The 24,462-nt window shown below is 64.9% G+C and carries 25 protein-coding genes; 10 read left to right on the top strand and 15 right to left on the bottom strand.

From position 1 onward, the window contains the following. Positions 1-47 precede the first annotated feature (47 nt). From IFU00_17590 to IFU00_17550, 9 genes are all read right to left on the bottom strand, one after another. The gene (locus IFU00_17590) at positions 48-1,220 is read right to left on the bottom strand and encodes a GGDEF domain-containing protein (GenBank protein ID MBD8544099.1); all 1,173 of its coding nucleotides are present in this window, start codon (positions 1,218-1,220) and stop codon (positions 48-50) included. A gap of 157 nt (positions 1,221-1,377) precedes the next feature. Continuing rightward, a complete protein-coding gene (locus IFU00_17585; protein ID MBD8544098.1) occupies positions 1,378-2,004 on the bottom strand; it encodes an exopolysaccharide biosynthesis protein in 627 nt (208 codons plus the stop codon). Between the two features lie 42 nt (positions 2,005-2,046). Further along, on the bottom strand, positions 2,047-2,295 hold the full coding sequence (locus IFU00_17580) for a hypothetical protein (GenBank protein ID MBD8544097.1): 249 nt from the start codon (positions 2,293-2,295) through the stop codon (positions 2,047-2,049). A gap of 69 nt (positions 2,296-2,364) precedes the next feature. Beyond that, positions 2,365-3,954, bottom strand: coding sequence for a YidE/YbjL duplication (locus IFU00_17575; protein ID MBD8544096.1), 1,590 nt, complete (start codon positions 3,952-3,954; stop codon positions 2,365-2,367). 145 nt (positions 3,955-4,099) lie between these two features. Beyond that, positions 4,100-4,747, bottom strand: coding sequence for a zinc ribbon domain-containing protein (locus IFU00_17570; GenBank protein MBD8544095.1), 648 nt, complete (start codon positions 4,745-4,747; stop codon positions 4,100-4,102). Positions 4,748-4,907: 160 nt separating this feature from the next. Then, on the bottom strand, positions 4,908-5,864 hold the full coding sequence (locus IFU00_17565; protein ID MBD8544094.1) for a sensor domain-containing diguanylate cyclase: 957 nt from the start codon (positions 5,862-5,864) through the stop codon (positions 4,908-4,910). A gap of 145 nt (positions 5,865-6,009) precedes the next feature. Further along, on the bottom strand, positions 6,010-6,732 hold the full coding sequence (locus IFU00_17560; GenBank protein ID MBD8544093.1) for a CPBP family intramembrane metalloprotease: 723 nt from the start codon (positions 6,730-6,732) through the stop codon (positions 6,010-6,012). Positions 6,733-6,765: 33 nt separating this feature from the next. Continuing rightward, positions 6,766-7,728: a tripartite tricarboxylate transporter substrate binding protein gene (locus IFU00_17555; GenBank protein MBD8544092.1), complete on the bottom strand. Its 963-nt coding sequence runs from the start codon at positions 7,726-7,728 to the stop codon at positions 6,766-6,768. 36 nt (positions 7,729-7,764) lie between these two features. Further along, entirely contained in the window at positions 7,765-8,832 is a 1,068-nt protein-coding gene (locus IFU00_17550) for a porin (protein MBD8544091.1), read from the bottom strand. Positions 8,833-8,966: 134 nt separating this feature from the next. Between IFU00_17550 and IFU00_17545 the strand changes: the two genes are divergently transcribed. The 6 genes from IFU00_17545 (at position 8,967) to IFU00_17520 (ending at position 17,133) form a co-directional block, all read left to right on the top strand. Next, positions 8,967-9,656, top strand: a complete 690-nt coding sequence (locus IFU00_17545) for a response regulator (protein ID MBD8544090.1) — start codon at positions 8,967-8,969, stop codon at positions 9,654-9,656. Positions 9,657-9,669: 13 nt separating this feature from the next. Further along, positions 9,670-11,148, top strand: a complete 1,479-nt coding sequence (locus IFU00_17540) for a sensor histidine kinase N-terminal domain-containing protein (protein MBD8544089.1) — start codon at positions 9,670-9,672, stop codon at positions 11,146-11,148. A gap of 274 nt (positions 11,149-11,422) precedes the next feature. Then, positions 11,423-12,949, top strand: a complete 1,527-nt coding sequence (locus IFU00_17535; GenBank protein ID MBD8544088.1) for a citrate:proton symporter — start codon at positions 11,423-11,425, stop codon at positions 12,947-12,949. A gap of 32 nt (positions 12,950-12,981) precedes the next feature. After that, a complete protein-coding gene (locus IFU00_17530) occupies positions 12,982-13,761 on the top strand; it encodes a fused MFS/spermidine synthase (protein MBD8544087.1) in 780 nt (259 codons plus the stop codon). A 164-nt stretch (positions 13,762-13,925) separates the two neighbouring features. Further along, complete coding sequence (locus tag IFU00_17525; protein ID MBD8544086.1) at positions 13,926-16,766, top strand: EAL domain-containing protein; 2,841 nt, start codon at positions 13,926-13,928, stop codon at positions 16,764-16,766. A gap of 151 nt (positions 16,767-16,917) precedes the next feature. Then, entirely contained in the window at positions 16,918-17,133 is a 216-nt protein-coding gene (locus IFU00_17520; GenBank protein ID MBD8544085.1) for a hypothetical protein, read from the top strand. A gap of 93 nt (positions 17,134-17,226) precedes the next feature. Here the strand turns inward: IFU00_17520 and IFU00_17515 are convergent, their stop codons facing one another. Both IFU00_17515 and IFU00_17510 read right to left on the bottom strand, forming a co-directional pair. Then, positions 17,227-17,598, bottom strand: coding sequence for a hypothetical protein (locus IFU00_17515; GenBank protein ID MBD8544084.1), 372 nt, complete (start codon positions 17,596-17,598; stop codon positions 17,227-17,229). Positions 17,599-17,657: 59 nt separating this feature from the next. Next, on the bottom strand, positions 17,658-17,795 hold the full coding sequence (locus tag IFU00_17510) for a hypothetical protein (GenBank protein MBD8544083.1): 138 nt from the start codon (positions 17,793-17,795) through the stop codon (positions 17,658-17,660). 186 nt (positions 17,796-17,981) lie between these two features. Here IFU00_17510 and IFU00_17505 point away from each other — a divergent pair, with 186 nt between their 5' ends. Beyond that, positions 17,982-18,182, top strand: a complete 201-nt coding sequence (locus IFU00_17505) for a hypothetical protein (GenBank protein MBD8544082.1) — start codon at positions 17,982-17,984, stop codon at positions 18,180-18,182. Between the two features lie 15 nt (positions 18,183-18,197). Here IFU00_17505 and IFU00_17500 read toward each other — a convergent pair whose 3' ends face one another. Next, positions 18,198-18,392: a hypothetical protein gene (locus IFU00_17500; GenBank protein ID MBD8544081.1), complete on the bottom strand. Its 195-nt coding sequence runs from the start codon at positions 18,390-18,392 to the stop codon at positions 18,198-18,200. Positions 18,393-18,551: 159 nt separating this feature from the next. Between IFU00_17500 and IFU00_17495 the strand changes: the two genes are divergently transcribed. Further along, complete coding sequence (locus IFU00_17495) at positions 18,552-19,454, top strand: alpha/beta hydrolase (GenBank protein ID MBD8544080.1); 903 nt, start codon at positions 18,552-18,554, stop codon at positions 19,452-19,454. Positions 19,455-19,748: 294 nt separating this feature from the next. Here IFU00_17495 and IFU00_17490 read toward each other — a convergent pair whose 3' ends face one another. After that, positions 19,749-20,057, bottom strand: a complete 309-nt coding sequence (locus IFU00_17490; GenBank protein MBD8544079.1) for a 2Fe-2S iron-sulfur cluster binding domain-containing protein — start codon at positions 20,055-20,057, stop codon at positions 19,749-19,751. Between the two features lie 114 nt (positions 20,058-20,171). Here IFU00_17490 and IFU00_17485 point away from each other — a divergent pair, with 114 nt between their 5' ends. Continuing rightward, positions 20,172-21,203: a murein L,D-transpeptidase gene (locus tag IFU00_17485; GenBank protein ID MBD8544078.1), complete on the top strand. Its 1,032-nt coding sequence runs from the start codon at positions 20,172-20,174 to the stop codon at positions 21,201-21,203. Between the two features lie 51 nt (positions 21,204-21,254). Next, entirely contained in the window at positions 21,255-21,947 is a 693-nt protein-coding gene (locus IFU00_17480) for a M23 family metallopeptidase (protein ID MBD8544077.1), read from the top strand. Here IFU00_17480 and IFU00_17475 read toward each other — a convergent pair. After that, positions 21,916-23,754 (bottom strand): M4 family metallopeptidase, encoded by a 1,839-nt coding sequence (locus tag IFU00_17475; protein ID MBD8544076.1) that lies wholly within the window; start codon positions 23,752-23,754, stop codon positions 21,916-21,918. The genes IFU00_17480 and IFU00_17475 overlap by 32 nt on opposite strands. 94 nt (positions 23,755-23,848) lie before the next feature. Beyond that, positions 23,849-24,442 (bottom strand): hypothetical protein, encoded by a 594-nt coding sequence (locus IFU00_17470; GenBank protein ID MBD8544075.1) that lies wholly within the window; start codon positions 24,440-24,442, stop codon positions 23,849-23,851. Positions 24,443-24,462 lie beyond the last annotated feature (20 nt).

The raw sequence follows: 24,462 nt of genomic DNA, 5'->3' as shown, positions 1-24,462 counted from the left end.
CCACCGTGACGGGCGCGTTACATGACCCTGCGCAACGGGCCCGCGCGCTAGATATCGGCGACCGCTTCGCTGGCAGGCGCCACGCGATTGCGGCCGGCCCGCTTGGCGCGCTGCATGGCCTCGTCGGCGCGCTGGAACAGCGAGGTGGTGCTGTCTTCGGGCCGGATCGTCGTCACGCCAAAACTGGCCGTGAGCTTGATCATCGCCCGCTCGCTCTTGACCGGGGTCGTGTCGATGGCGGCGCGGATGCGTTCGGCCACAAGCACCGCTTCATCGAGGCTGGTGCGCGGCAGCAGGACGGCAAATTCGACGCCCACCACGCGCCCCAGCTGATCGCTGTCGCGCAACTGGCGCCGGCACAGCGCGACCATCTGGTGCAGCACGACGTCGCCGGCCGGATGGCCATAGCTGTCATTGACGCGCTTGAAGCCATCCAGATCGAACACGATCAGCGCCGTCGGCAGGCCGGGCCGGCGCGCCAGCGCCAGCCACGGCGCGAGCAGCTGGAAGAAACCACGCCGGTTCGGCGCGTCGGTCAGAGGATCGACCGTCTCGAGCCGTTCGAGCGTGTCCTGCAGGCGTTCGCGGGTCAAGAGCAGCACGCCGAAGGCATTGCCGAGCAGGAGCAGGTACAGGGCGCCACTGGAGAATTGGCTCAACAGGTCATTCGAGAGCCAGCCCCAGCCTCGTGGCAGCAGCAGCACCGACAAGCCGCGCGCCGCCACCACCAGCGCCAGCGCCGCCGTCGCCAGCGCCAGAAAGCGCTGCAGCAGGCTCGCATCACGCCAGCGCCAGGCGAGCGCCACTGCGCCGGACAGGTAGAACGCGCCCAGCAGGAGCGATGCGGCCACGCTGCGCAAGCCCTCTTCGTCGACCAGATAGCACAGGAAGAACACGAGGACGGCCACGCCGACCAGGATCAGGGTCGGTGTGCGCCAGGCCGGCCGGCGCGCTGCTTCCCACGAGGCGCCCGCTTCGATCGCCACGCCGGCAAACAGCAGCGCGTAGCCGCCAGGGATCGAGATGGGGGCCGGCACCACACCAGAGTCGCCCAGCGCCAGCAGCAGCCAGGCGCCGCCCTGAATCTGTTTCGACAGACTCCAGAACGTCATCGCAGGGGCGCGTACGGGACCGTGATTGAAAAAGGTCAGCAGCGCGCACAGGGTCAGGTTGCCCAGGGCGAGCACCAGCACCATCGTCGACGCATCCAGCATAGGCATGTTATTACTCATGTTCGGCGTTCCGGGTGCCGGCACCAGGCTGGCGGGCCGGAGTGCGGGGTGATTGATTCGCGCCTGGAGGCCGGCAGAAGGCGCACGGGCGGCTGGCGGCCAGCTTATCAGAAAGTGATGCCTTGCAACAAGCCAACCCTGCCACTCAGCCGGCGAAGCGGTTGAATACCTCGCGTACGGCCAGGCCACCACCGCCAATGAGCACGCTGAAATAGATGATGGTCACGACATTGCTGATGTGACCCAGCAGGATGCAGACGCCGTCGCGCTGCAGCAAGCCGATGGCGAGGAACAGGATCGCCACGGCCGGGAACGTGTTGCTGAACGGGATCAGGCCGAACGGCATCATCAGCAGCACCGCACCCAGGATCAGGGCCGCGTTGTTGAAGAACGCGACCGGACCGGCGGCCACCAGCCACTGGATGCGGTTGGGCTTGCTGACACGCTCGAGTTTCTTGAGCCACGACAGTGCCTTGCGCAGAAGTGGACGCAGCTTGCGCGTGCCGATGACACGGTGTTCGAGCTTCGATGGAATCCACAGATCGCGCCCGAACAGGCGGCTGACGCTGATGAGCAGGATCGCGGCGCCGAACACGGTGCTCACGCCCGGAATCGAAATCGGGATCAGGAACACCAGCGTGAGCAACGCCACCAGGATCAGGAGGCCGTCGTTGCCGACGCTACGGATCAGTTCACTGAGGGTGATGCCGGTGCGCGGCATTGAGCGGACCAGCGCGCGCAGACGCTGGGAAACGGGTGGTTCACTGTGCATGATGTGGTCGTGTGGTGCGTTCGGCTAGCCGAACAGGGTGGCTTACTGGCCGACGCAAATGATCCGGGTCTCGTACTCGGCTGCTTTGTCTTTCTTGGTCGTGGCCCAGGCGATGACTTCGTCCGCTTGCGCGATCGTCATGATCGTCGCTTTCTCCTTGTTCTTGATGAAGGAGACGCCCTCGAACTTGCCTTCCTTGCTGCGCATGACCTTCGCGAAGACGGGTGGTTTCTTGCCGTCGTCCGACCGTTTGTCCTGGCGGACGAGATAACGCTGCTCTGCTGGTTCCATAAAAATAATCCGTGCGTGATCGATCAAACCGCTATTTTACGGTGCGCGCATTGCGGACACGTGAAAAGTTCACCGCCCCACGACGCCGATCACTTGTACCAGCACGATCTTGAGCACCGTCATGGACGGAAAAATCATCGCGTAACCGATATCGGGGCGGTCCGTCGGCGCGATCCGGTTGGCAAACGCGAGGATGGCCGGATTGCCCGTGGTGCCGGCCACGATCCCGACCACGCTGTCGAACGGTAGGCGAAACACGAACAGGGCGATGACCATCGTGACGACGACCAGCGTGGCCGCAATCGCGCTGCCCAGCAGCAGGTACAGCAAGCCATCGTTGGCGATCGCGGCGGCAAACGTCGAGCCCGACGAGATACCCACGACCGCCAGGAACAGCGTCAGGCCAAAATTGCGCAAGACCAGGTTGGCCGGAATCGGCATCGCCCACTGGAACATCCCGCTGCGGCGGCGCCAGCCGAGCACCAGCGCGACGAGCAGCAGCCCCGCGAACCCGAACGAGAACTGCCCGATCAGCGGCAACGGCCAGACGATCGCGCCGAACGCCAGCCCCAGCGTCACGCCGACGCCGATGCCGATATAGCTTACCTCCCCCGTGCTGCGCACCGAGTCGCCGAACAGCTTGCGCAGCGCGGGGAAGCTGCTGCGCGGCGCGAGCACGCCGATGCGGTCACCCATTTCGAGCAGCCGCCCCGGGTTCAGGACCAGGTCGGCATCCCCACGCCGCAGGTGCAGAACGCGGGCATTGAGTCCAGTCGGCAGCGCCAGAGCGCTCAGTGGCAGGCCGGCCATGCTGGCACTGGAAATGAAGAAGCGGTCGTAGTCGAGGTCGCTCCGGTCGTGCAGCATGGCGCCCGGGTGCGCCGGGCCGAAGCGCGTGGCGACCTCGTGCAGCACGGTCTGGTCATTGCCGGCGACGAGCAAACGGTCGCCCGGTTCGATGCGCATCGCGCTGTCGGCCACCAGATTGTGCTCGCCGCGCCGCAGCGCAACGATCGCAACGCCGTCCGGCAAGCGCGCCGCAGCCTCAAACAGCGTCATGCCCAGCACGGAGAATTCAGCCACGTCGATTTCTTCCAGATGCAGCGCGGACGATGCCGGCGCCGGGCTGGCCGGCTTGAACACAGCGTTGTACAGGCCAAGCAGCAGGATCGGCACGGCCACGCCGACCGGGTACGCAACCGAATACCCGGTTGCGGCCGACGTGCCGAACACGGCCAGCGCCGCCTGCAGCGCCGCCGTGCTGGTGCCGGCGCCGGCAAAGGCGCCCAGCGCTTCAGGCAGCGCAAAGATCGGGAACAGCCACGCCACGCCAACCGCCAGCGCCAGCGCCGTGATGACGGCCAGCAGCGCCGCCAGATTGGCCTTGATGCCGTCAGGCGTCGTCAAGCCGCGAAAGAACTGGGCGCCATAGGCAATGCCGACGCCGTACAGGAACAGCAGAAGCCCCAGGTTGCCGAGCATGCCGGGCAAGACCAGGTCAGGCACGGCCGCGCCGACGGCCAGGCCGACGAACAGCACCGCGCCGGAGCCGAGCGACAAGCCCTTCACGCTGACCGCCCCCAGCAGGTAGCCCGCAGCGATGGTGAAGAACAGCGCAAACATCGGCTGGTGGCTGAAAAACGTGGTGATGGCGGTCATGGACGTTGCCTGGTTGCATATGTGTGATGCAGTCTACGGCATGGGGAGATGGTTGCCTGGTGTTAATGCGATATAAACCCAGGACGTCATGCCGATGATCGGCGCGGCGTTGAAGCATGGCCGCGTCGACAGGCTGGGTACAGACTTACGCTTGACGCTCGCCGCACTCGGTACAAAACTTTGTGCCTGGCTGCAGCGTCGTCGAGCAGGCGCGACAAGCAACCTGCTGGGCAGTCCGGTGGCCACACTCCGGGCAGAACTTCGCCCCATGGGTTTCGGCCCGGCATTGCGTACACACCAGCTGCATGTTCTGCGTGACGTCCAGGCGTCCACCGCGCGTCTGGCCCTCGGCATTTGCCTTTTCGGACGCGGCCGACACTTCGCCCTGGGCACGTGCCTGCGTGATCTTCACCTTCACATTGGGTGCGCAGTTGAAGCAAAGGCCGTTCGCGTTGTCGAAGCACTGGTTGCAGACGTAGTCGTGACAGTTTCCGCACCGGTTGAAGTGCGTCTTGCCAGCGGCCAGTGCCTCAGTAAAGGCTTCGTCGCGTGCCGAATGCCAGCCCGCCTGGGCCATGCTGTCGATCACGCTGCCTGCATTGCCGAGCAGGCCACCGAACATGCTTGCCCCCTTTTGCAGCCAGCCCGAAGCCTGGGCGCTGCGGTACGGTTTGAAGTGAGTGCGCCAGCGGTCACTGCAGCGCTCGCAGGAGAATTCGAACTGGAACCCTGCATCGACGCCTGTCGAGTTGCTCAGATCATGATAGTTGTTAGCAAACTGCATTTCGGACATAGGCTGCTATTCCCAGGGTTATAAAATGTAGAGTTTATCCGGGCTGAGGAAGCGCAATATCACGCAATCTCACACCAAGCGCTTCCGGACAATCGATTTGCTGGCTGCCTCATTAAAATATCGCCGCCTTTCGTGAAGCCGGCGAACCATCGCGTCGACACTATGCGTCGTTGTCGCAGAACCGGTCACGTCCTGCTGACTTCGCCTGATAGAGACGGCGATCAATCTGGTCGAGGAATGCCTTGGCGTCATCCTGGGCGCCTGGCACGACGGTACCGATACCCATGCTCACGGTAACCAGCTGGCCGACGCCGGAACGGGCGTGCAAAATCGCTTGCGCCGCCAGCAGCTCACGGCAGCGCTCAGCCTTGCTCCACGCCGCCTTCCGGTCCGTGCCAGGCAACAGCAGGACGAATTCCTCGCCACCGAGACGGGCGCACAGCTCGTCCGGATCGGATGCCGCTGCGTCGAACACTTGCGCCACGCGTCGCAGGCACTCGTCACCCTGCATGTGACCATAGTGATCGTTGTACTGCTTGAAGTGATCGATATCGATGATCACGAGAGACAGCGGGTGACCGCTTTCGCGCGCTTTTGCCCATGCCACGGGATAGAGGGTGTCGAACATGCGTCTGTTGGCAACACCCGTGAGGCTGTCGCGGTACGACAGAAGCTCGAGTTCGCGCTGCAATTGAACGATCTTGTCTTCGGCCTCTTTTCGCGCCGAGATGTCAAACATGAAGCCGACCAACGACTCCACACTGCCGTCAGGGCGACGCACGACGTGAACCACATCCCGGATCCAGACATGGTCGCCTTGATGCGTGATGGCGCGGTAGTCAGCCTCGTGATCAACGCCTTTTTGCGATTGCGCCACACAGAACTCGACCGTCCTCTGACGATCTTCCTCATGGATGCGATCGGCCCAGTCGTTCACGGTGAGCCAGCTTGCCTGGCTCCATCCCAGCAGTTCTTCGATCTGCGGCCCAATGTAGGTAAACCGCATCGTCGCCCAGTCTATTCGCCACGGAATTGCCTTGGTGGATTCCAAGAGCGTCCGGTACACGCCGGGATCTTCGCAAACAACGGACGGAGGAATTACAGGTGGCAGCGTCATGAACAAGTGGCCTGAAATGAATGGATATCCTTGAAAGTGGGCCCGTTTCTGACCCGCACGAGGCCCTCATGCCAGCATGATAGGTTGCCGTTATGAAAAAGTCACGTACTGTCAATACTGCGGGCTGCGGGACAGAAGCAACCCTTCAGCTGCCGATGACAGACGTCATGCTGGACTGTGAAGCAGGCTGACGGCGCTGCGCACGCATCACTGCCGGAATCGTACTCAAGGGTATGAACACGTGGATGAGAATCAACCACCACAGACTCTGTGTCCAGGCATATGCAATGGTGAAAAAGAATGCCGAGATGATCGAGCCGATAAGCTGCTTCGGATTTGCATAGCCATGCCCGATACCGTAAGCGAGCGCGGATGCGGCAATCGCCAATGGCAGGCCAATGACAGGCGACAGCACCAGCAGCAAGAACCCACGATAAAGCACCTCCCAGCCGCCCGTCACGATCAGCATACTCGCGGCGAATGCGAACGCTTCAGCCAGGTTACGCGGCCATATGGACGAAGACGCCAGCATCTTGCGTTCGTCCTCCGCACGCGCCTGCAGTGTTTTACGACGTTCGATCATGCTGCCGATCGCCCACAAGCCGCACATCAGCAGAACTGCACATCCCAGGCCCCACGTGCCGGCGCTCGACAGCGGCATGTCGAAGCCGAGCTGTTCCAACGTATACCCGGCCTGCGATGAACCGGCCCACAAGACGCCCAGCAAGGCGAGCGAATGCGCGCTTATCGAACAGTACTGGCGCAGTAGTGAACGCGGCGGCGTGCCACGCTTGGGACGCAGGCTGCGCCAGAGATTCCACGCCGGGAAAATGATAAGCAGGTAGGCTGCAAGTAGATGATTCAGCATATGTGAACAGGTCGAGGCGGGCTACGCGCCGTCCTACGGCTCCCTCAGCAGCTTGAACTGCCTCGCCTGCCGATGATACGTATCCACCGACTGCTTGACATACCGCGTGAGCGCATCCCCAGTCAGCGCGAACGGATACAACCCGGCCTGCGCCCGCATTTCCGCGAACGCGGGCGAGCTCTCGACGCCGTCGAAGGCCTTCACCCAGCGGCGGTAATCCGCTTCGCGCACATCCGGCCCCATCCAGACGCCGCGGATCACCGGCCAGACCACGTCATATCCCTGCTCGCGCGCCGTGCGCACGCCGGCCAGCGCACCCGGCAAACGCCCTTCGGACAGCACGGCCAGCACGCGCACATTGCCGGCTCTCGCCGCCAGCAGCGCCTCGGACGTGTCGCCCGACACCGCCTGCACATGCCCTGCCCCCATCGCGATGAATTGCTCGCCGCCGCCTTCGAGAGCGACAAAGCGCAGCTTGCGCGGGTCCACGCCCGCCATGCGCGCGAGCAGCGCCATCTTGATCCAGTCCTGGCTGCCGACCGTGCCGGACATGCCGATCAGGACCTGCTTCGGATTGCGCTTGATCGCGCCCAGCAGGTCGGACAGTGTCTTGTAAGGGGAATCGGCGCGCACGGCGACCATGCCGTAGTCGGCACCGAAAGCTGCGACCCAGCGCACGTCGTCGACGTCGGCCTTGCCGAATTTGCCCAGCGCGAGATTCAGGACCGAACCGCCCGAAAACGTGACGAGCGTATCGGCTTCGCTGCGGCGCTGCGAGACGACCGAATGCCAGGCCACGGCGCCGACGCCGCCCGGCAGGTAGCTGAGCATGAGTTCAGGCGCGCCCGGTTGATCGTGCAGGGCTTTTTGCGCCAGCTTGCAGGTGAGATCCATGCCGCCGCCGGGTTTCGACGGAATCAGGCATTCAGCGGCGCCGGCGTGCGGCAGGCCGCCGAGCGCCAGCATGGTCAACAGGAGAACGTGCGAGGTTTTCATGGCACCCATGATACCGCCGCACGGTGTAGCAGGGAATCAGAAGCGGTGCTGCATGCCCGCGGTGATGCCGCTCTGGGTCGATCCGAACCCCGGATCGTCGCGCGAGAGGCCAATCAGCTGGCCGTTGTCCGCCTTCGCGTGCGCCAGCGACAAATACAGGTCCGTGCGCTTGGACAGCGCCAGCATGGCGCGTGCGACGAACATCGTCGGGTCAGCGTCCAGGTTGGCAGGCAGGTTCTTCGTGTTGATGTGATAGACCGCGCCCGTCAGCGTGACCGCGTCGATCGTGCGCGTGATGCCGCCCCAGTAGGTGTCGCCGCGCAGGTCGGCCAGGTTGGTCCGGCCCTGCGCCAGCTTGTAGCCACGCTTGCCGGCCGTGTAGCGCCACGGGCCGCTGCGGTAGTCGACCGCCACGTGGTACGCCGTCGTTTCGTCCAATCCATTCGTGGCGGTGCCCTCGATCGGCGTGCCGTCGATCCGCTCCCACGACGCCATCACGCCCAGGCCGTCGCCGAACCACGAGCCGCCCAGCGCCAGCTTGCGCCCTTCGCGCGAGCTGCCCGACCGTTCGCCCAGGCCGACCGTGGCGCCGTACGTGAAGCCGCCCGTGCGCCCCGTGTACTTGATCAGGTTATCGAACTGGGTCGTCATGCCGTAGCGCGATGGCCTGGTGGCGCTGCCGCCCGTGGCCCACGAATAGTTCGGCGCAAAGCCCAGCGGATCGAACTTGATCACCAGTTCGTACACGGTGGTAAACGAGCGGCCGATGACGATCCGGCCCAGGTCGTTCTCCAGTCCCACGTAGGCCTGGCGCTTGAAGATCGCGCCATCGCTGGCGCCCGTGTCGAGCAGGATGCCGCCTTCGAGATTGAAGACGGCTTTCAGGCCGCCGCCCAGGTCTTCGCTGCCGCGAAAACCCCAGCGCGACGTGTTCTTGCCGCCCGAGATGACGCGCACTGCGTTGCCGCCGTCTTCGCCGGCATGGTTGACGAATTCCGCGCCGGCGTCGATCAAGCCATAGACCTGGACGTTGCTCTGGGCGAGGACGGGTGCGGAAAGGGACAGCGCTGCCAGGACGGCAAGCGCGAGGGCCGATTGTTTCATGTGTCTCCGAACGTTGTTATGGTGATGTCTTGCAGCTGATGCGCTGCTTGTGGGCCGACTATAGGGGCGCGCGCCTTTCAGTTCGCTTTCAGTGACGCTTTTCCGAAAAGCCGCTTTGCGTTTACACTGGCGCGATGAGAATCCTGCTCGTTGAAGACCATGTCGAACTGTCCCACTGGGTGTCCAAGGCCCTGCGCGACGCCAAGCTGACCGTCGAATGCGCCGCCACCGGCGCCGATGCCGACGCCCTGCTCCACACCCAGGACTACGCCCTGGTGATCCTGGACCTGACGCTGCCCAAGATGGACGGCCTGGACGTGCTGCGCCGGCTGCGCGCGCGCGGCGGCGCGCGGGGCGGCACGCCGGTGCTGATCCTGACCGCGCGCGGCGGCCTCGAAGACCGCGTGCAGGGCCTGAACCTGGGCGCCGACGACTACCTGCCCAAGCCGTTCGAGCTGGCCGAACTCGAAGCCCGCGTCAAAGCGCTGCTGCGGCGCCGCAGCGGCAACGAAGCGCTAGTGCACGAATGCGGGGGCCTGCGCTTCGACACCGTGTCGCGCATGTTTACCATTTGCGGCGAAGCGCTCGCACTGACGCCGCGCGAGCACGCCGTGCTCGAAGCGCTGATTGCACGCCCGGGCCGCGCGCTGTCGAAAGAAAAGCTGTTCGACGAAGTGTTCGCGCTGGCCGACGACGTCAACCTCGACGCCATCGAGCTGTACATCCACCGCATCCGCAAGAAGCTCGAAAAGTTTCCGGATGCCCGCGCGATGATCGTCACGCTGCGGGGCATCGGCTATCTGATGCAGCAACGGCCCGATTGAGCCGCAGCACGCGATGACCCTGCGCGCCTCCCTGCTCCAGATCACCGCTGGCCGGCCACTGGGCAGCCTGCGCGGACAACTGCTGCGCTGGCTGATCCTGCCGCTCGTGCTGCTGGTCGCGCTCAATGCGGTGTCGCTGTACCGTGATGCCCTGGAGGCGGCCGATGTCGCCTACGACCGCTCGCTGCTGTCGTCCACCCGCGCGCTGGCCGAGCGGGTCTCGGTCCAGGATGGCAAGGTCGTCGCCAACGTGCCCTACGTGGCGCTCGACAGCTTTGAGACCGATACGCTGGGCCGCATCTATTACAAGGTCACGGGTCTGCACGGCGAGACGGTATCGGGCTACGACGACCTGCCGCCGGTGCCAAAGAACGTGCCGCGCACCGACCTGTATCCGGCGCTGGTGCGGTTCTACCACGCCACCTACAACGGGGAGCGGGTGCGCATCGCGGCGCTGCTGCAACCGGTCTATGACGATTCAATGCGCGGCATCGCGCTGATCCAGGTCGGCGAGACGCTCGACGCGCGCCAGGCCCTGTCGCGCGACATCCTCCTGAGCACCCTGCTGCGCCAGGCCCTGCTCGTGCTGGCGGTGGCGGCGATGGTGTGGTTCGCCGTGCGCCTGGTGCTGCGACCCCTGATGCTTCTTAAAAACGAGGTCGAAACGCGCGCGCTGTCCGACCTGTCGAATATCGACCCGGCGCTCGTGCACAAGGAAGTGCGGCCGCTGGTGGCGGCCATGAACGGCGCGATGGCGCGCACGCAGGACCTGATCGCCAGCCAGCGCCGCTTCATCGCTGACGCCTCGCACCAGTTGCGCACCCCGCTGGCGGTGCTCAAGACGCAGGCCGAACTGGCCCTGCGCGAAAACGATCCGGCCGCGATGCGCGCGATCGTCGGCTCGATTGCCGGCACTACCGACGGCGCGATCCACCTGGCCAACCGCCTGCTGACGCTCGCCCGCATCGAGCATGGCAGCGGCAGCACGCCAGACGCGCCGGTCTCGCTGGCAGAGGTGGCGCGCCAGGTCGGACTGGAACTGGCGCTGCCGGCCGTACAGAAAGGGATCGACCTGGCGCTCGAAGCCGATGCCGACGACCTCACAACGGTGCCCGGCCAGGGGTTGCTGCTGCACGAAATGGTGTCGAACCTGGTGGACAATGCGATCCGCTACACGCCGGCCGGCGGCAGCGTGCTGCTGCAGGTCGGGCGCGAAGGCGACCAGGTATCGCTCGCTGTCAGCGACAGCGGACCGGGTATCGCAGCGGCCGACATGGACAAGGTGTTCATGCCGTTTTACCGCGCCCAGGCGACCCTCGAAGCCAATCCGGGCGGCACCGGGCTGGGACTGGCCATCGTGCGCGATATCGCCAACCTGCATGGCGCCGGCATCACGCTGGGCCCATCCGGCGATGGGCCTGGCTTGAGCGTGCGCGTGATATTCCCCGCACCAGCGATCGTTGAAGCGTCAAGTGCACTGAAAGCCAATTGAAAGGCACGCACGCCTATAGTTGGTGCAAACAGCAGCACACCAACGACAACGATCGGAGACAACATGCACAACCCTGCCCCCGCGCACGCCGCCCTGGCCGCGCTTTCCCCCGTTTAAACCGCGCCTGAAAAAAAACGGCGCGCGATCGACCGTGCATCGGCCTGCATGAAGCAGCCGTGCACCACCACACCACGCGCCACCTGCACCAACCCCACGGGCCCCAGCGGCCCACACACCGCGTGCGGCAAGCGCACCGGCAAGGAGAATGATGATGATGTTGACCATCCTGGCGTATTCCATGGTCGTCGTGTTCATGTACCTGATCATGACCAAGCGCCTGCCCGCGCTCGTGGCCCTGATCGTGGTGCCCATCGGCTTCGGCGTGATCGGCGGCTTCGGCCCGCAACTTGGCCCGATGATGCTCGACGGGATCCGCAACCTGGCACCCACCGGCGTCATGCTGATGTTCGCCATCCTGTACTTCGGCATCATGATCGATTCGGGCCTGTTCGATCCGGTCGTGCGCCTCATCCTGAAGCTCGTCGGCGGTGACCCGTTCAAGATCGTCGTCGGCACTGCCGTGCTGGCGATGTTCATCTCGCTCGACGGCGATGGCGCCACGACCTACATGATCACCGTTGCTGCCATGCTGCCGCTGTACGTGCGGCTCGGCATGAGCCGCCTGGTGCTCGCCTGCGTCATCATGCTGGCCGGTGGCGTCTTCAACATCCTGCCATGGGGTGGCCCGACGGCGCGCGCCGCCACCGCCCTCGGCGTGGACGTCAGCGACATCTTCGTGCCGATGATCCTGCCGATGGCTGTCACCTCCCTCTGGGTCGTGTTCGTGGCCTGCGTGCTGGGCATGAAGGAGCGCAAGCGCCTTGGCATCATGACGTTGCCGACGCAGGCTGAAAAAGCGGAACAAGCTGCCAAAGCGGCGCAGAACGTCGCCGTGCTGCAGCCGGCCGTGGCCGCCGCCGAAATGAATGGCACCACCGGCCACTGGAGCCCGAGCGCCGCTGCATCGGCCTACGATGGCAATGTGCACCAGCTGGCGGGCGGCCGGGTCGAATCGACGGTGAGGCCGTCGGCGGAACCGGCGCTGGCCACCGGTGGTGGTGGTGGCCATGGCGGTGGCGATGACAACGACGTCTCGAACGCCGCGATCAAGCGTCCAAAGCTCATCTGGGTGAACCTGGTGATGACCACCCTGTTGATGGGGTTCCTGATCAAGGGCGTGCTGCCACTGCCGGTGCTGTTCATGATCTTCTTCGCCGTCGCGATCATGATCAACTACCCGGGCCTCGAAGAGCAGAAAGAGCGCATTGCGCATCATGCCGCGAACGTGGTCCCGGTGGTGTCGCTGATCTTCGCAGCCGGTATCTTCGTCGGCATCCTGCAGGGCACCAAGATGGTCGATGCCATTGCGCTGTCCGTCATCGCCGGCGTGCCCGACTGGATGGGTCCGTACCTGGCGGTCGTCACGGGCCTGCTCAGCATCCCGTTCACGTTCTTCATCTCGAACGACGCGTTCTACTTCGGCATCGTGCCGGTGCTGGCCAAGGCGGCCGAAGTGTATGGCATCACGGCGGCAGAAATCGGCCGCGCCTCGGTGATCGGCCAGCCGGTTCACCTGCTCAGCCCACTGGTCGCATCGACCTATCTGCTGGTTGGCATGTGCAAGGTGGAGTTTGGCGACCACCAGCGCTTCACGCTGATCTGGTCGATCTCGGCCGCACTCGTCATGCTGGTGGCGGCACTGGTGTTCGGCGTCGTCCCGCTGATGGGCAGCGCTGCATAATCCGGCGGGGCGCGGCGGCATATACTTGCCAGATGCCCGCGCCCCAACATCTTCCTGAACCACCTGCCGCCGCTGCGCCCCTGGTCGTGAGCGACGGCAAGCACCGCACCCTCGCATTCACACCTGGCGATGTGCAAAGCGAGATGCTGCTGGCACGGCCCGACGCCCTCGTCCTCGATTACACCCGCGCCATGATGTGCTTTACGCTGTTCGCGCCGCGCCCGCGCCACATCGTGATGGTGGGCCTGGGCGGCGGCTCGCTAGCCAAGTTCTGCTACCGCCACTTTCCCCAGGCCCGCATCACGGTGCTCGAGATCCGCGCCGACGTGATCGCGCTGCGCGACCTGTTCTGCCTGCCGCCAGATGATGAACGCCTGCGGGTCCTGCATTGCGACGCGGCCGACTACCTGGCGCGCACGCCCGGGGATGCCGATGTGCTGCTGGTGGATGGCTTCGACCGGGGTGGCTTGCCGCCGGCGCTGGCCAGCCGCGCGTTCTACGCAGCCTGCCGCCGTGCGCTGCGTCCCGGCGGTGTGCTGGTGGCCAATATCTTCACCTACGACCCCGACTATGTGTCTTTCTTACAACGGTTGCAGCATGCCTTTGATGGGCGCGTGATCTGGTTCCGGGAGATCGCCGGCAACAACCGGATCCTGTTTGCCGTGCGCCCCGCGACCCCGCCTTTACGCGGAGAACGCCTGTTGGTACGCCTTGCACGGGGCGGCCGGGACTGCAGCGGCATCGGTTTCGGCTGGGTCAACCGGCTGCTCGCGCGCGGCATGGTGGCCTGGCTGGCGCGGCGCCGCGGCTAGGACGGTTTTACCCACGGCGTGCACTTTGTCCCTCACAATACGATAAGTTTGCGGTGCCAGCCCCTTGTATGACACACTGGCGCGCATTCATGCTCGCCGGCAAGAACCGTCGTCGCGTGCGCCCCTGACTCATTTGTACGGATTGACCTGGACCTTTCAATAACATGCCGCGCCGACTGCCTCGTTCACTGACTCTCGCGGCAGCCCTCACGCTCGGGGGCGGCATGGCCGCTTCGTTCGGCCTGTTCATCGGTGTCAGCCACCTCGAATACGACAATATGGCGCTCGCGTTCGGCCAGCGCGCCGACCAGCGCGTGGCGGCGGTGCATCAGGGCATGGGCCAGGCGTTCGAAGTTCTGGCCGTCACCAACCAGCTGTTTTCCAGGGGCGAGCCCGTGAGCCGCGAGCGGTTCGCCGACTTCACGTCCGCCCTGCTCGAGCGCCACCGCTTCATCCAGGCGTTCAATTTCCACCGCGTCGTGCCGGGCAGTGAACGCGCCGTGATCGAGGCCGAGCTGCAGCGCGTACGTCCCGGTACGATCCTGACCGAGATGACAGCCAGCGGCCTGGCGCCGGCGCCGCTGCGCACCGGCTACCACGTCATCGAATACGTCGAACCGATGGCCGGCAACGAAGCGGCCTTCGGCCTGAACCTGTCCCACAACGCCGCCGTCATGGGCGCGCTCGAACTGGCGCGCAGCACGGGCCAGCCAGCCGCCAGCGGCGTGTTCGCGCTGGCCCAGGCGCCGGCGAGCAAGGCCAGCTTCGACCTGGTGCAGCCGGTGTTCGACAAGCAGGGCGTCATGCGTGGCAACACCGCCGTCGTCGTCCGGGGCCAGGAACTCGTGCGCGAATCGCTTGCCGCCGCCGGCCTGCTGGGTGGTGGCGACATCTTCGTGTCGGTGTATGCAAGCGACCATGCCGACCCTGCCGCCCTGCTGTTCTCGAACGGCCCCACGTCGAGCGCATCGCGCCACGAATTTGCCGGCTGGTTGCGTCCCGACCATGGCCTGCACAGCACCGTGCTGCACGCGGGCGGGCGGCCCTGGCGCGTCGAGGTCGCTGCGGCGCCGCGGCCGTTTCTGGCTGACCACCTTGCCTCGCTGTCGCTGCTGTGCGGGGGCATCCTTGTCACGCTGATGGGCGCCGCCTTCGTGCAGTCGGCCGGCGAGCGGGCGCGCAAGGTGCAGCAACTGGTGCGCCAGCGCACGTCGGAACTGCGCCGCAGCAACCGCCAGCTGATCGACGACATGGTCGCGCGCGAGCGCGCCGAAAAAGCGCTGCTGCACAGCGAGCAGCGTTTCCGCCAGCTGGTGTCGATGTCGTCGGACTGGTACTGGGAGCAGGACGCCGAGCTGCGCTTCACGATGATCACCGGCGGCTTCACCGAAAAATCGGGCGTCGCCGTGCAGGGCCTGATCGGCAAGACGCGCTGGGAATACGTGCCGGGCCTCCTCGACAGCGAAAGCGGCCGCACCCACCTGGCCAAGATGCAGGCGCGCGAGGCGTTCAACAATCTTGAATACCAGGTGCTCGACGACAATGGCAACGCGCGCTGGTTCTGCGTCAATGGCGAACCGGTGTTCGACGACGCGGGCGTGCTCACCGGCTACCGCGGTACCGGCAGCGACATCACCGAGCGCAAGCTGACCGAGCAGCGCGTGCACCACGTGGCCCAGCACGACGTGCTCACCGGCCTGCCCAACCGTTCGCTGCTGCAGGACCGCCTGAGCCAGTCGATCGCGTTTGCCAGCCGCAGCGACCGGCCGGTGTGGGTCATGCTGATCGACCTGGACCGCTTCAAGTTCGTCAACGACAGCATGGGCCACAAGGCCGGCGACGTGCTGCTGGTAACGGTGGCGGCGCGCCTGCGCGCGGCGCTGCGCGATGCCGATACCGTGGCGCGCCTGTCGGGCGACGAATTTGTCGTGATCCTCAACGAGCATGCCGACGAGCCGCTCTCGCCTGCCGTCGTGCAGCGGATCATGGACGCCGTCGCCCAGCCGGTCATGCTCGGCAACAAGGAGTTCTTCGTGACCTGCTCGGTCGGCGTGGCCGTGTTCCCGACCGAAGGCACGCTGAGCGAAAACCTGATCGAGCACGCTGACATCGCCATGTACCGCGCCAAGAAGCTGGGGCGCAACAACTTCCAGTTCTTCACGCCGAGCATGAACGACGAGGCGATGGAACGGGTGCGTATCGAAGGCGCGCTGCGCAATGCGCTCGAACGCGACGAATTCGTGCTGCATTACCAGCCGCAGGTGGACATGAAGACGGGTCAGATCGTCGGCATGGAAGCGCTGATCCGCTGGAACCATCCCGAACTGGGCATGGTGCCGCCGGGGCGCTTTGTCGGCGTGGCCGAAGAGACCGGGCTGATCGTGCCGATCGGCGCCTGGGTCATGCGCACCGCCTGTGCCCAGAACAAGGCCTGGCAGGTTGCCGGCTACCCGCGCCTGCGGGTGGCAGTGAACCTGTCGGCCCGCCAGTTCGGCGCGGCCAACTTGATGGCCAGCCTGGAAGCGACGCTGCAGGAGACGGGGCTCGATGCGGCCTGCCTGGAGATCGAGCTGACCGAAAGCCTGTTCATGAGCGACGTCACGCCGGCGGTGGAGTTGCTGCACCGGATGAAGGCGCTCGGGATCAATCTGTCCATCGACGACTTCGGCACCGGGTATTCGAGCTTCTCGTACCTGTCGCGCTTCCCGATCGACGTGCTCAAGATCGACCGCTCCTTTGTGGCCGACATCACGCACGACGCCAATGACGCGGCCATCGTCACGTCGATCATCGCGCTGGCCCACAATCTGAAGCTGGCCGTGATCGCCGAAGGCGTCGAGACACTGGCGCAGCTCGATTACCTGCGCAGCCACGGCTGCGACGAAATGCAGGGCTACTACTTCAGCAAGCCGGTGCCGGCCGACCAGTTCGAAGCGCTGCTGGCCGAAGGCCGCTGCCTGCCGGCGCCAACGCCATCGCCAGCGCCCGAGACGTTACCCGCCTAGCGTACTGTCAGTTGCAGGCCCGCCACGCGTGGCGGTACGAAGCCGTGTCATTACATGGCCGGTAAAACATTTATATAGCTAAATAAACATTATTGGTCGTACAATCATCGGGCCAATGGCACAACCCCGAAACCTGGACACCACAATGAACATGAATGACATGCCCGACATGGCCATGACACCGAATACGACCACAACGCGCCACCAGCGCGTCGATGGCCGCACGTCCGATCTGGTCAACCAGGCGATCGCATCGATTCCGACCCTCGGCCTGCAGCGCGCAGCGGAATTTCTCGCGACGATGAACGTACCGGCCGAAGTTGCGGTGCGGGCGCTGGTGTATCCCAGCCGCCGCCGCGCGCACTAGACAGCCGCAATGCTGCAGCCCGGCTGCAGCTGCGGAATCAGAAAATAGCTGAGAGTTAATACAGCGGCCGTCCGCGATGGACGGCCGGCGCGGTCAGCGGCGCTCTTCGCTCAGGGCGATATCGGCCAGCGATTCGCGGCCCTTGTCGCTCAGGCCATGACCGCCGCCTTCGAGCGGCACGATATGCGACTTGCGGTTCAGGAAGCGCAGCACGTCTTCGTCGAGTGCCACCTGCGGATCTGCCGCGAGCGCGCGCAGGCCCGTCACGCAGCGGCGCAGGAACAGCACTTCTTCACCCTTGTCGGTCAGCGTAAGCCGCTTGTCACGACCATAGGACATCAGCTTGATGCCACACAGGCGCTTCGAATTGCGCCCGACACAGGCGCTGGCCATCTCTTGTTTACCGCCGCGCCGCACCATGTCGAGTGCGTCGTATTCGTCCGTCGTGAGCTTTTCGTTTTTCATTACCGCGTTTCGTTGACCAAAGGGCGCATGGTACGCGTCGCAGCGCGCCGGGGCAACCTTCAGCGCAGCGAACGCAGAATCAGCCAACCGAGCCCGGCGCTGGCCAGTACGCCCAGCACGAGCGCCAGCTGCACGTTACGTGAGCCCAGCAGCGAGCTGCGGCCCAGATAAATCTTGTTGTACAACGTCGAGCCCATGATCTCCTCCTGTTTTTGATGTCATCGATATTATAGAAACCGCATTGTTGCGGTTCTGTGACAGGAAGCACACGTGCTCTGTCGACGGACGAAAAAGCAACAGTTTTCACGACGGTCTGGCGCGCGACATGACAGCACCGGGGCTGTTAGGATCGTACAACATTGATAACGCTATTGGAGCCCAGCATGAATGACACGCCAAACAACGTCGATCCCGAAAACAAGGATCGTGCCATCTTCGATGAAGCCGACATTGGCAGCGGCGAACGCTCGCCGGGTCAGCACGACACCGAACAGATGATTCGCGAGATCCCGGGACTGCCGCCGGCAGGCAGCGATGACAAGCAAGAAGACAAGGAAGGTCAGCGCCAGAAACCCGGCGCCTGATCAGCTCATGTTGGTTTAGTGAGCCCGGATCGGTGGTTCGGGCATGCTCGGCTCTTCGACCGGGGCATTGACGGGATCGGGCACGTCGTCCGGCACCGGTGGCTGTGGCGGCGGCGCCAGTGGATCGTTCGGCGCATCCGGATCGGGCGTCGTGTGCGCATGCAGAATGACCGGTTCGCGCGAGGCGTCGTTGGCATGGAGTTGGTTCATGGTCGCCTTTCGGTAAGTGATGGAGTCAGGGGCAGACTAGCATGGCTGTCACCCCGGGGCCGTACGATTGCCCCGCAATGGCCGCTCGCCGTTGCCGCATGCTGCTGCAGCGTGGCGACTCGGCTATAGTGATGTTTTCACCACGTTCACCGCCCCGCCATGCGCTTTTCCAGCCTGCTGTTTGCCCTCGCGCTTGGCGCCGCCTCGAGCGCCCACGCCGCCCCGATGAAACTCGACGACTACCTGGCCCTGCGCGGCCCTGCCCCGACCACCAAGCTCGCCTATGGCCCCGCGCCGTCGCAATACGCGGAACTGTTCGTGCCGCCCGGCGCCGGCCCGTTCCCCGTGGCGGTGCTCGTGCACGGTGGCTGCTGGAACAGCAAGTTCGGCGGCATCACGCAATTTCGCAATATGGCCGGCGCGCTGGCCGCTCGCGGCATCGCGGTCTGGAACGTCGAATACCGTCGCATCGATGAACCGGGTGGTGGCTACCCTGGCATGTACCTCGACATGCATGCCGCGCTCGACCTGCTGGCAGCGCATGCGCCCGCGCACAAGCTCGACCTCGAACGCATCGTCGCCGTCGGCCACTCGGCTGGCGGCCAGCTGGTGCAATGGATCGCGGGCCGCGCGCGTATCCCGGCCGGCAGCCCGCTGCACCATGCCAATCCACTCAAGATCGACCGTATCGTGAGTCTTGGCGGCCTGGCCGACCTGCGACACGAAGCGGCGCTGATCAAGTCGAGCTGCGACCGCGATCTCGCACAACTGGCCGGCACCCCGAGCGCTGCGCGGCCCGACGTATTGGTCGATACCAATGCCGCCGACCTGATGCCCAATGGCAGCCGCACCTGGCTCGTGACGGGGGCGCTCGACACGATTTCGCCGCCGCGCGTGGCGCACGACTACGCAGCGCGCGCAGCCAAGCTGGGGGATGTGGCAGACGTGGTGATCCTGCCCGAGGCCAGCCATTACGATGAGGTGGCAACGAGTTCGCCGGCGTGGCCGACGGTGCTGAAAGTGATCGAGGGAGCGCTGGGCTTGAGTACAGAAACGCCGTAGGACAGGCGGTGCGCGTCGCCGGGAGGCGACGCGGTAATGCAGGGTCAGGCTGAGCTCATTGCGTGTGCTTTACTGCTGGTTTACTGCGGTCTTTACTGCTGGCGCGACTTTTCTTCTTTCTTGACCTTCTTGGCTTCCTTCTTTTCCTTCATGGTCTTGGCCGGTTCTTTCTTGGTCGTCTTCTTTGCATCCTGACTTTTGCTCATGGTGATACTCCATTCATGGTGGTTGCTGCGGATGTCATGAGAACGTGCCGGACAGCGCGTCGGGCATCATGCGGATAGTACCACCATGCTAATCCCGCCCGGTAGGGACGCGCCGCGCCAGCGGGACGTCCAGCACCAGATCGTCGCGCGCCAGCGCCACGCAGGGCAGGATGTCGCCGTCTCGCCGCTCCTCAGCCGACAGGCCGGGCCACTCGACCGTGTACGCCACCTTGCCGGCGCGCAGGCGGCACAGGCAAGTGCGGCAGGTTCCATTGCGACATGAGCTGGGCAGCTCGATGCCGGCGGCCTCGAGCGCATGCAGCAAGGTCGTGGACGCGCCAACGGCGACAGGGGCGCCCAGTGGCATGACGGTAACAGTGTAAACAGGCTGATCCATAGTGCAATTGTAGCCTCAATGAAACAGTTGACCTGTTGTGAGTACGCTGACGCACAGACCCGGACGATGCATTTCACTACTCTACAGTTTTCCAGAAGCAAACCCGGAGACCGCATGAACAAGATAACCGCCCTGACCCTGATCGCCGCCCTTGGAGGCACGCTGACCCATGCCATCGCGCAACAGCCTGCCCCGCTGCCACCAGCCGCCCAACCGGCGACGACAGCCCAGAACACGACGATGTCGACGGCGGTAACCGCTGCGCCCGGCGCCGTGCAAGACCCGGCGATCGCCGAGCAGGCAGAATTCGAAAAACTGCTGCGCGCCCAGGTGCTGCTGGAGCGCGCCTATCTGTCTCCAGGCGAACTGGACGGTGCCTATGGCTCGAACATGCGCCAGGCCCTGAACACGTTCCAGGCCGTGCGCAAGCTGCCGGTCACCGGCAAGCTCGATGATGCGACCTGGAATGCCCTCGCCACCGACACGACGCCCACCCTGGCCGAGTACGCGCTGATCGCCGAAGACGTCGAAGGCCCGTTCCAGCCAGTACCGGACACGATGATGGAAAAGGCCAAGCTGGCCCAGCTGGGTTACGCCAACGTGCTCGAAGGCCTGGGCGAAAAATTCCACGCCAGCCCGGAACTGCTGCAGCGCCTGAATCCAGGCAAGACCTTTGCCCGCGCGGGCGAACGCATCATGGTGCCGAACGTGAGTGGCAAGGAGCCACTGGCCCAGGCCACCAAGGTCGTCGTGCGCGATGGCGCCAAGACGCTGCAACTGTTTGATGCGTCGGGCCGCCTGCTGGCCCAGTATCCGGCCTCGACCGGCAGCAGCCGTGATCCGCTGCCGATCGGTACCTGGAAGATCGAGGGCGTGCACGCCAATCCGGTCTACAACTACAACCCCAAACTGTTCTGGGACGCCAAGCCGGGCGACAAGGCAACCCCGGTCAAGCCGGGCCCGAACAACCCGGTCGGCGTGATGTGGATCGACCTGTCCAAGCCGCACTACGGCATCCACGGCACGCCAGTGCCGGGCCACGTGGGCAAGACCGAATCGCACGGCTGCATCCGCCTGACCAACTGGAGCGCCGCCGAAGTGGGCGCTGCCGTGTCGGCTGGCACCGAAGTGATCCTGCAAAAATAACGAGCGCCCCAGGCACACACGCGGCGCCCGTGGCGCCGCATGGAGAACAAGATGAAATGGTTGATCACGTTTGTCCTTGGCGTGCTGGTCGGCGCCGCGATCCTGTTCGTGGCATTGCAGGACGTGCCTGAAAAGCCGGCGTCCGACGTTGCCGCCACGATGCCGGCAGCACCCGGCATTCCGGCCTCGCAGATCGAGGGCCAGCTGCCGCCGGCGCCGGTCGTGGTGCCGAACCTGGAAGATGCCGATCTGCCACTGCGCCCGACGCCTGACGCCACTGCCGCAGCAGGTGCTGCTACCCCGACAACGATGCCGGGCAAGCTGCTGGTGCCGGTGCAAGGCATCAAGTCGGCCCAGCTAACCGATACCTTCTACCAGCCGCGCGGTGAACAGCGCCAGCACGAGGCGCTCGACATCATGGCCCCGACCGGCACGCCCGTCGTCGCCGTGGCCGACGGCAAGGTCGCCAAGCTGTTTCACAGCAAGCCGGGCGGCCTGACGGTGTACCAGTTCGATCCAACCGAACAGTTCGCTTATTACTACGCCCACCTGGACCGCTACGCCGACGGCATCGCCGAAGGCATGGAAGTCAAGCGCGGCACGTTGATCGGTTATGTCGGCGTGACCGGCAATTCCGATCCGAACGCACCGCACCTGCACTTCGCCGTCGTCGCCCTGACGCCGGAGAAGCAGTGGTGGAAAGGCACGCCGCTCAATCCGTTTCCACTGATGAGCGATCAGTAATGACTGCAGTGAGCACTGCGGCGGCCGGCCCGGCACCGGGCCCGGTCGCCAGTTCGTCGATGTCGGCCCCGACATTGATTGCCGCATAGGCGCGCGTGACCGCGACGACTTCGCGGCTTCCCGTCCCGTACAACTCCCCCGCCGACTCGATCATCTTCGCCCGCGCATCGGCGTAATTGGTGCTGGCCGTGAACTTGGTCGTGTTCGCACGGAACCAGATCCGGAATGCCTTGTCGATGCCAATGCCCGTCATCGCCACCGGGCGCCGCTTCAGGTATTCGCTCCACGCGTCATTCGTCTTGTCGACCGCTGAACCGCGCGCCAGGAAATAGAACATCCGGTTATTCGGGCCGCTGCTGTAGTGCACGTCCAGCCGCTTGAGGCTTGTACTCCAGGCGTCGCGACTATTGCCATCCTTGCTTGGCTTGATCATCCAGCGCAGCGGCTTGCCGTCGCGGGCGATCTCGCTGCCCAGCATCCAGTCGTTGCCCAGCTCGGGCACGACCTCCCCCTTCCCGCCGGCACGTGCATACGCTTCGACGACTTCGCCTGCGATGTCCGAACTCGATTCGTTCAGCCCGCCTGATTCGCCCGTGTAGACCAGGTTCGATGTGGCTGCCGTGATGCCGTGCCCCATTTCATGACCGACCACGTCGATCGCCGCCAGGTTCGTGAAGAACGTGCCATCGCCGATGAACATGCAGTGGCAGGTGTCGCTGTAGTAGGCGTTGTCGTAGCCGCGGTTGACATGCACGGCGATGTGCGAGGCCGTATCCTGGCCGTCGAGCGCGCGCCAGCCCAGCACGTTCAGGTGCAGGTCATAGGTATTCATCAGGCCCCACATGGCGTTGACGGCCGCGGTCTGGCCATTGGCGCCTGTCGTGCTGCCGCCCTCGACGAACTGCTTGCCGTCGCCCCAGGTGTTGCTGCTGTTGGTGTAGACGCGCCCGCTGGTGGTGGCGTGGTTCGCGTTGGTGATTGCCATCGCGCCGAACGTGCCGCCCTTGCCGCGCTGGGGGTCGAGCAGTTGGTACACGTTGCCATCGAATGACGTACTGAGCGGCACGTTACCGCTGTACTGGCTGCGACCGACGCCTTCCACCGTTTGCAGCGCGTTCCAGCGATCGATGACGTTGCCCGTGCGCGCATCGACGATGACGTCATAGAAGATCGGCTGCTCGCCGCTGCGCATGCGCACGCGCACGTGCCAGGCGAGCGCGTAGCGGTCGACTGTTTCGACCAGGTCGAGCGCATTGAGTTCATTATCGGGCTTGGCCACGGCGCCAGGTGCGCGCTCGTCGCGCATCACGGGATAGATCACGAGTTCGGCAGTAGGAAGCTTGACATTGACGGCGCGGGACGGACTGCCCTTGATGGCGGCGGTGATGGCCGCCTTGCGCTTGATGACCGGCGTGGTGTCGAAGCCGGTGGTGACGGGACTCAGCGCACCCGCCGCGCCGCGCCCAAGCTGCAGGCGGCGGGGCGAGGCGCTTTCGGACACGATCTGCCGGCGCGCATCGAGCACCACCACCGATTCGGAGCCGAAGATGCGCACGCCCTTGTACAGGTGCGCCGCCCGAACCACGTGCGTGCCCTGCACGCCGGGGTGCTGCGCGACGACGCGGTAGCCGTGATCGGCATCAAGGCCGATCGCCGGCCGGCGCGCGGTCAGCTGGGTGATGACCTGCGTCTGCGCCTGCGAGTCCAACTTCAGTGGCGCGCTCATCATCGGCGCGCCGTGGACGCCGGGCGCCAGCGCGATGGCGGCACCCAGCAGAACTGCCCTGAACAACGGTTGAGGAATCATCTCGGCTCCATCCGGTATGCCGGGCCAGGTGGCGCCGGTCATCGACCATGATGGACGTGCAAATAAACGAGTATTTGCTTGAGAACAATGTCTCCTACCTACAGCGCTTCATCAGATACACCGCCGTGCCAACAACGGCCACACCCAGCGCAACCTTCTTCGCCAGACCCGCCTTGTTGTGCTGGAACTCGGCCTTGATGCCCATCTCGGCCAGCACGTTCGGAATCTTGCCGCTGGCAAGATCCTCGCCGATGCCCTCGACCATGTTCACGCGGTCGGCCAGCAGCAACAGCACCCAGTGGCGCACGTCGTTCTCGGTCAGCTTGAAGGCCTGGCGCCGGATCATGCCGGACAGCCCGGATGGCGGCTGGACCGTGCCGAACAGCGGCGTGCGGCCAGGCCGCTCGGTGGAGACGAGCACCTCGACGCGCTCTTCCTGCGGTGCAGGATCCCCGTCAGGAATATTGATGAAGCGCGGCGGCGTGCGTTCCATCGGCACGCCGGGTCGGTCCTTGCGGTCGAGGTCGGCGCCCCAGCCCTGGATGTGCGCCAGTTGCGCGCGGGTAGGCCGGCGTGGCGCGATCGCGCCGTGGACGTGGCCGACGTGGCCATCGTTGTCATGTTCGCCTGGTGCGTGGTCGCCGTCATGCTGGTCGTTGGCGCTCACGATGTCGTTACGTGTCTGCATAATGTGTCCTCGTGGTGATC

Source organism: Oxalobacteraceae sp. CFBP 8761 (assembly GCA_014841595.1).
GTDB lineage: Bacteria > Pseudomonadota > Gammaproteobacteria > Burkholderiales > Burkholderiaceae_D > Telluria.
The sequence above is the reverse complement of the archived record's forward strand: the minus strand, read 5'-3'. Positions and strand labels throughout refer to the sequence as shown.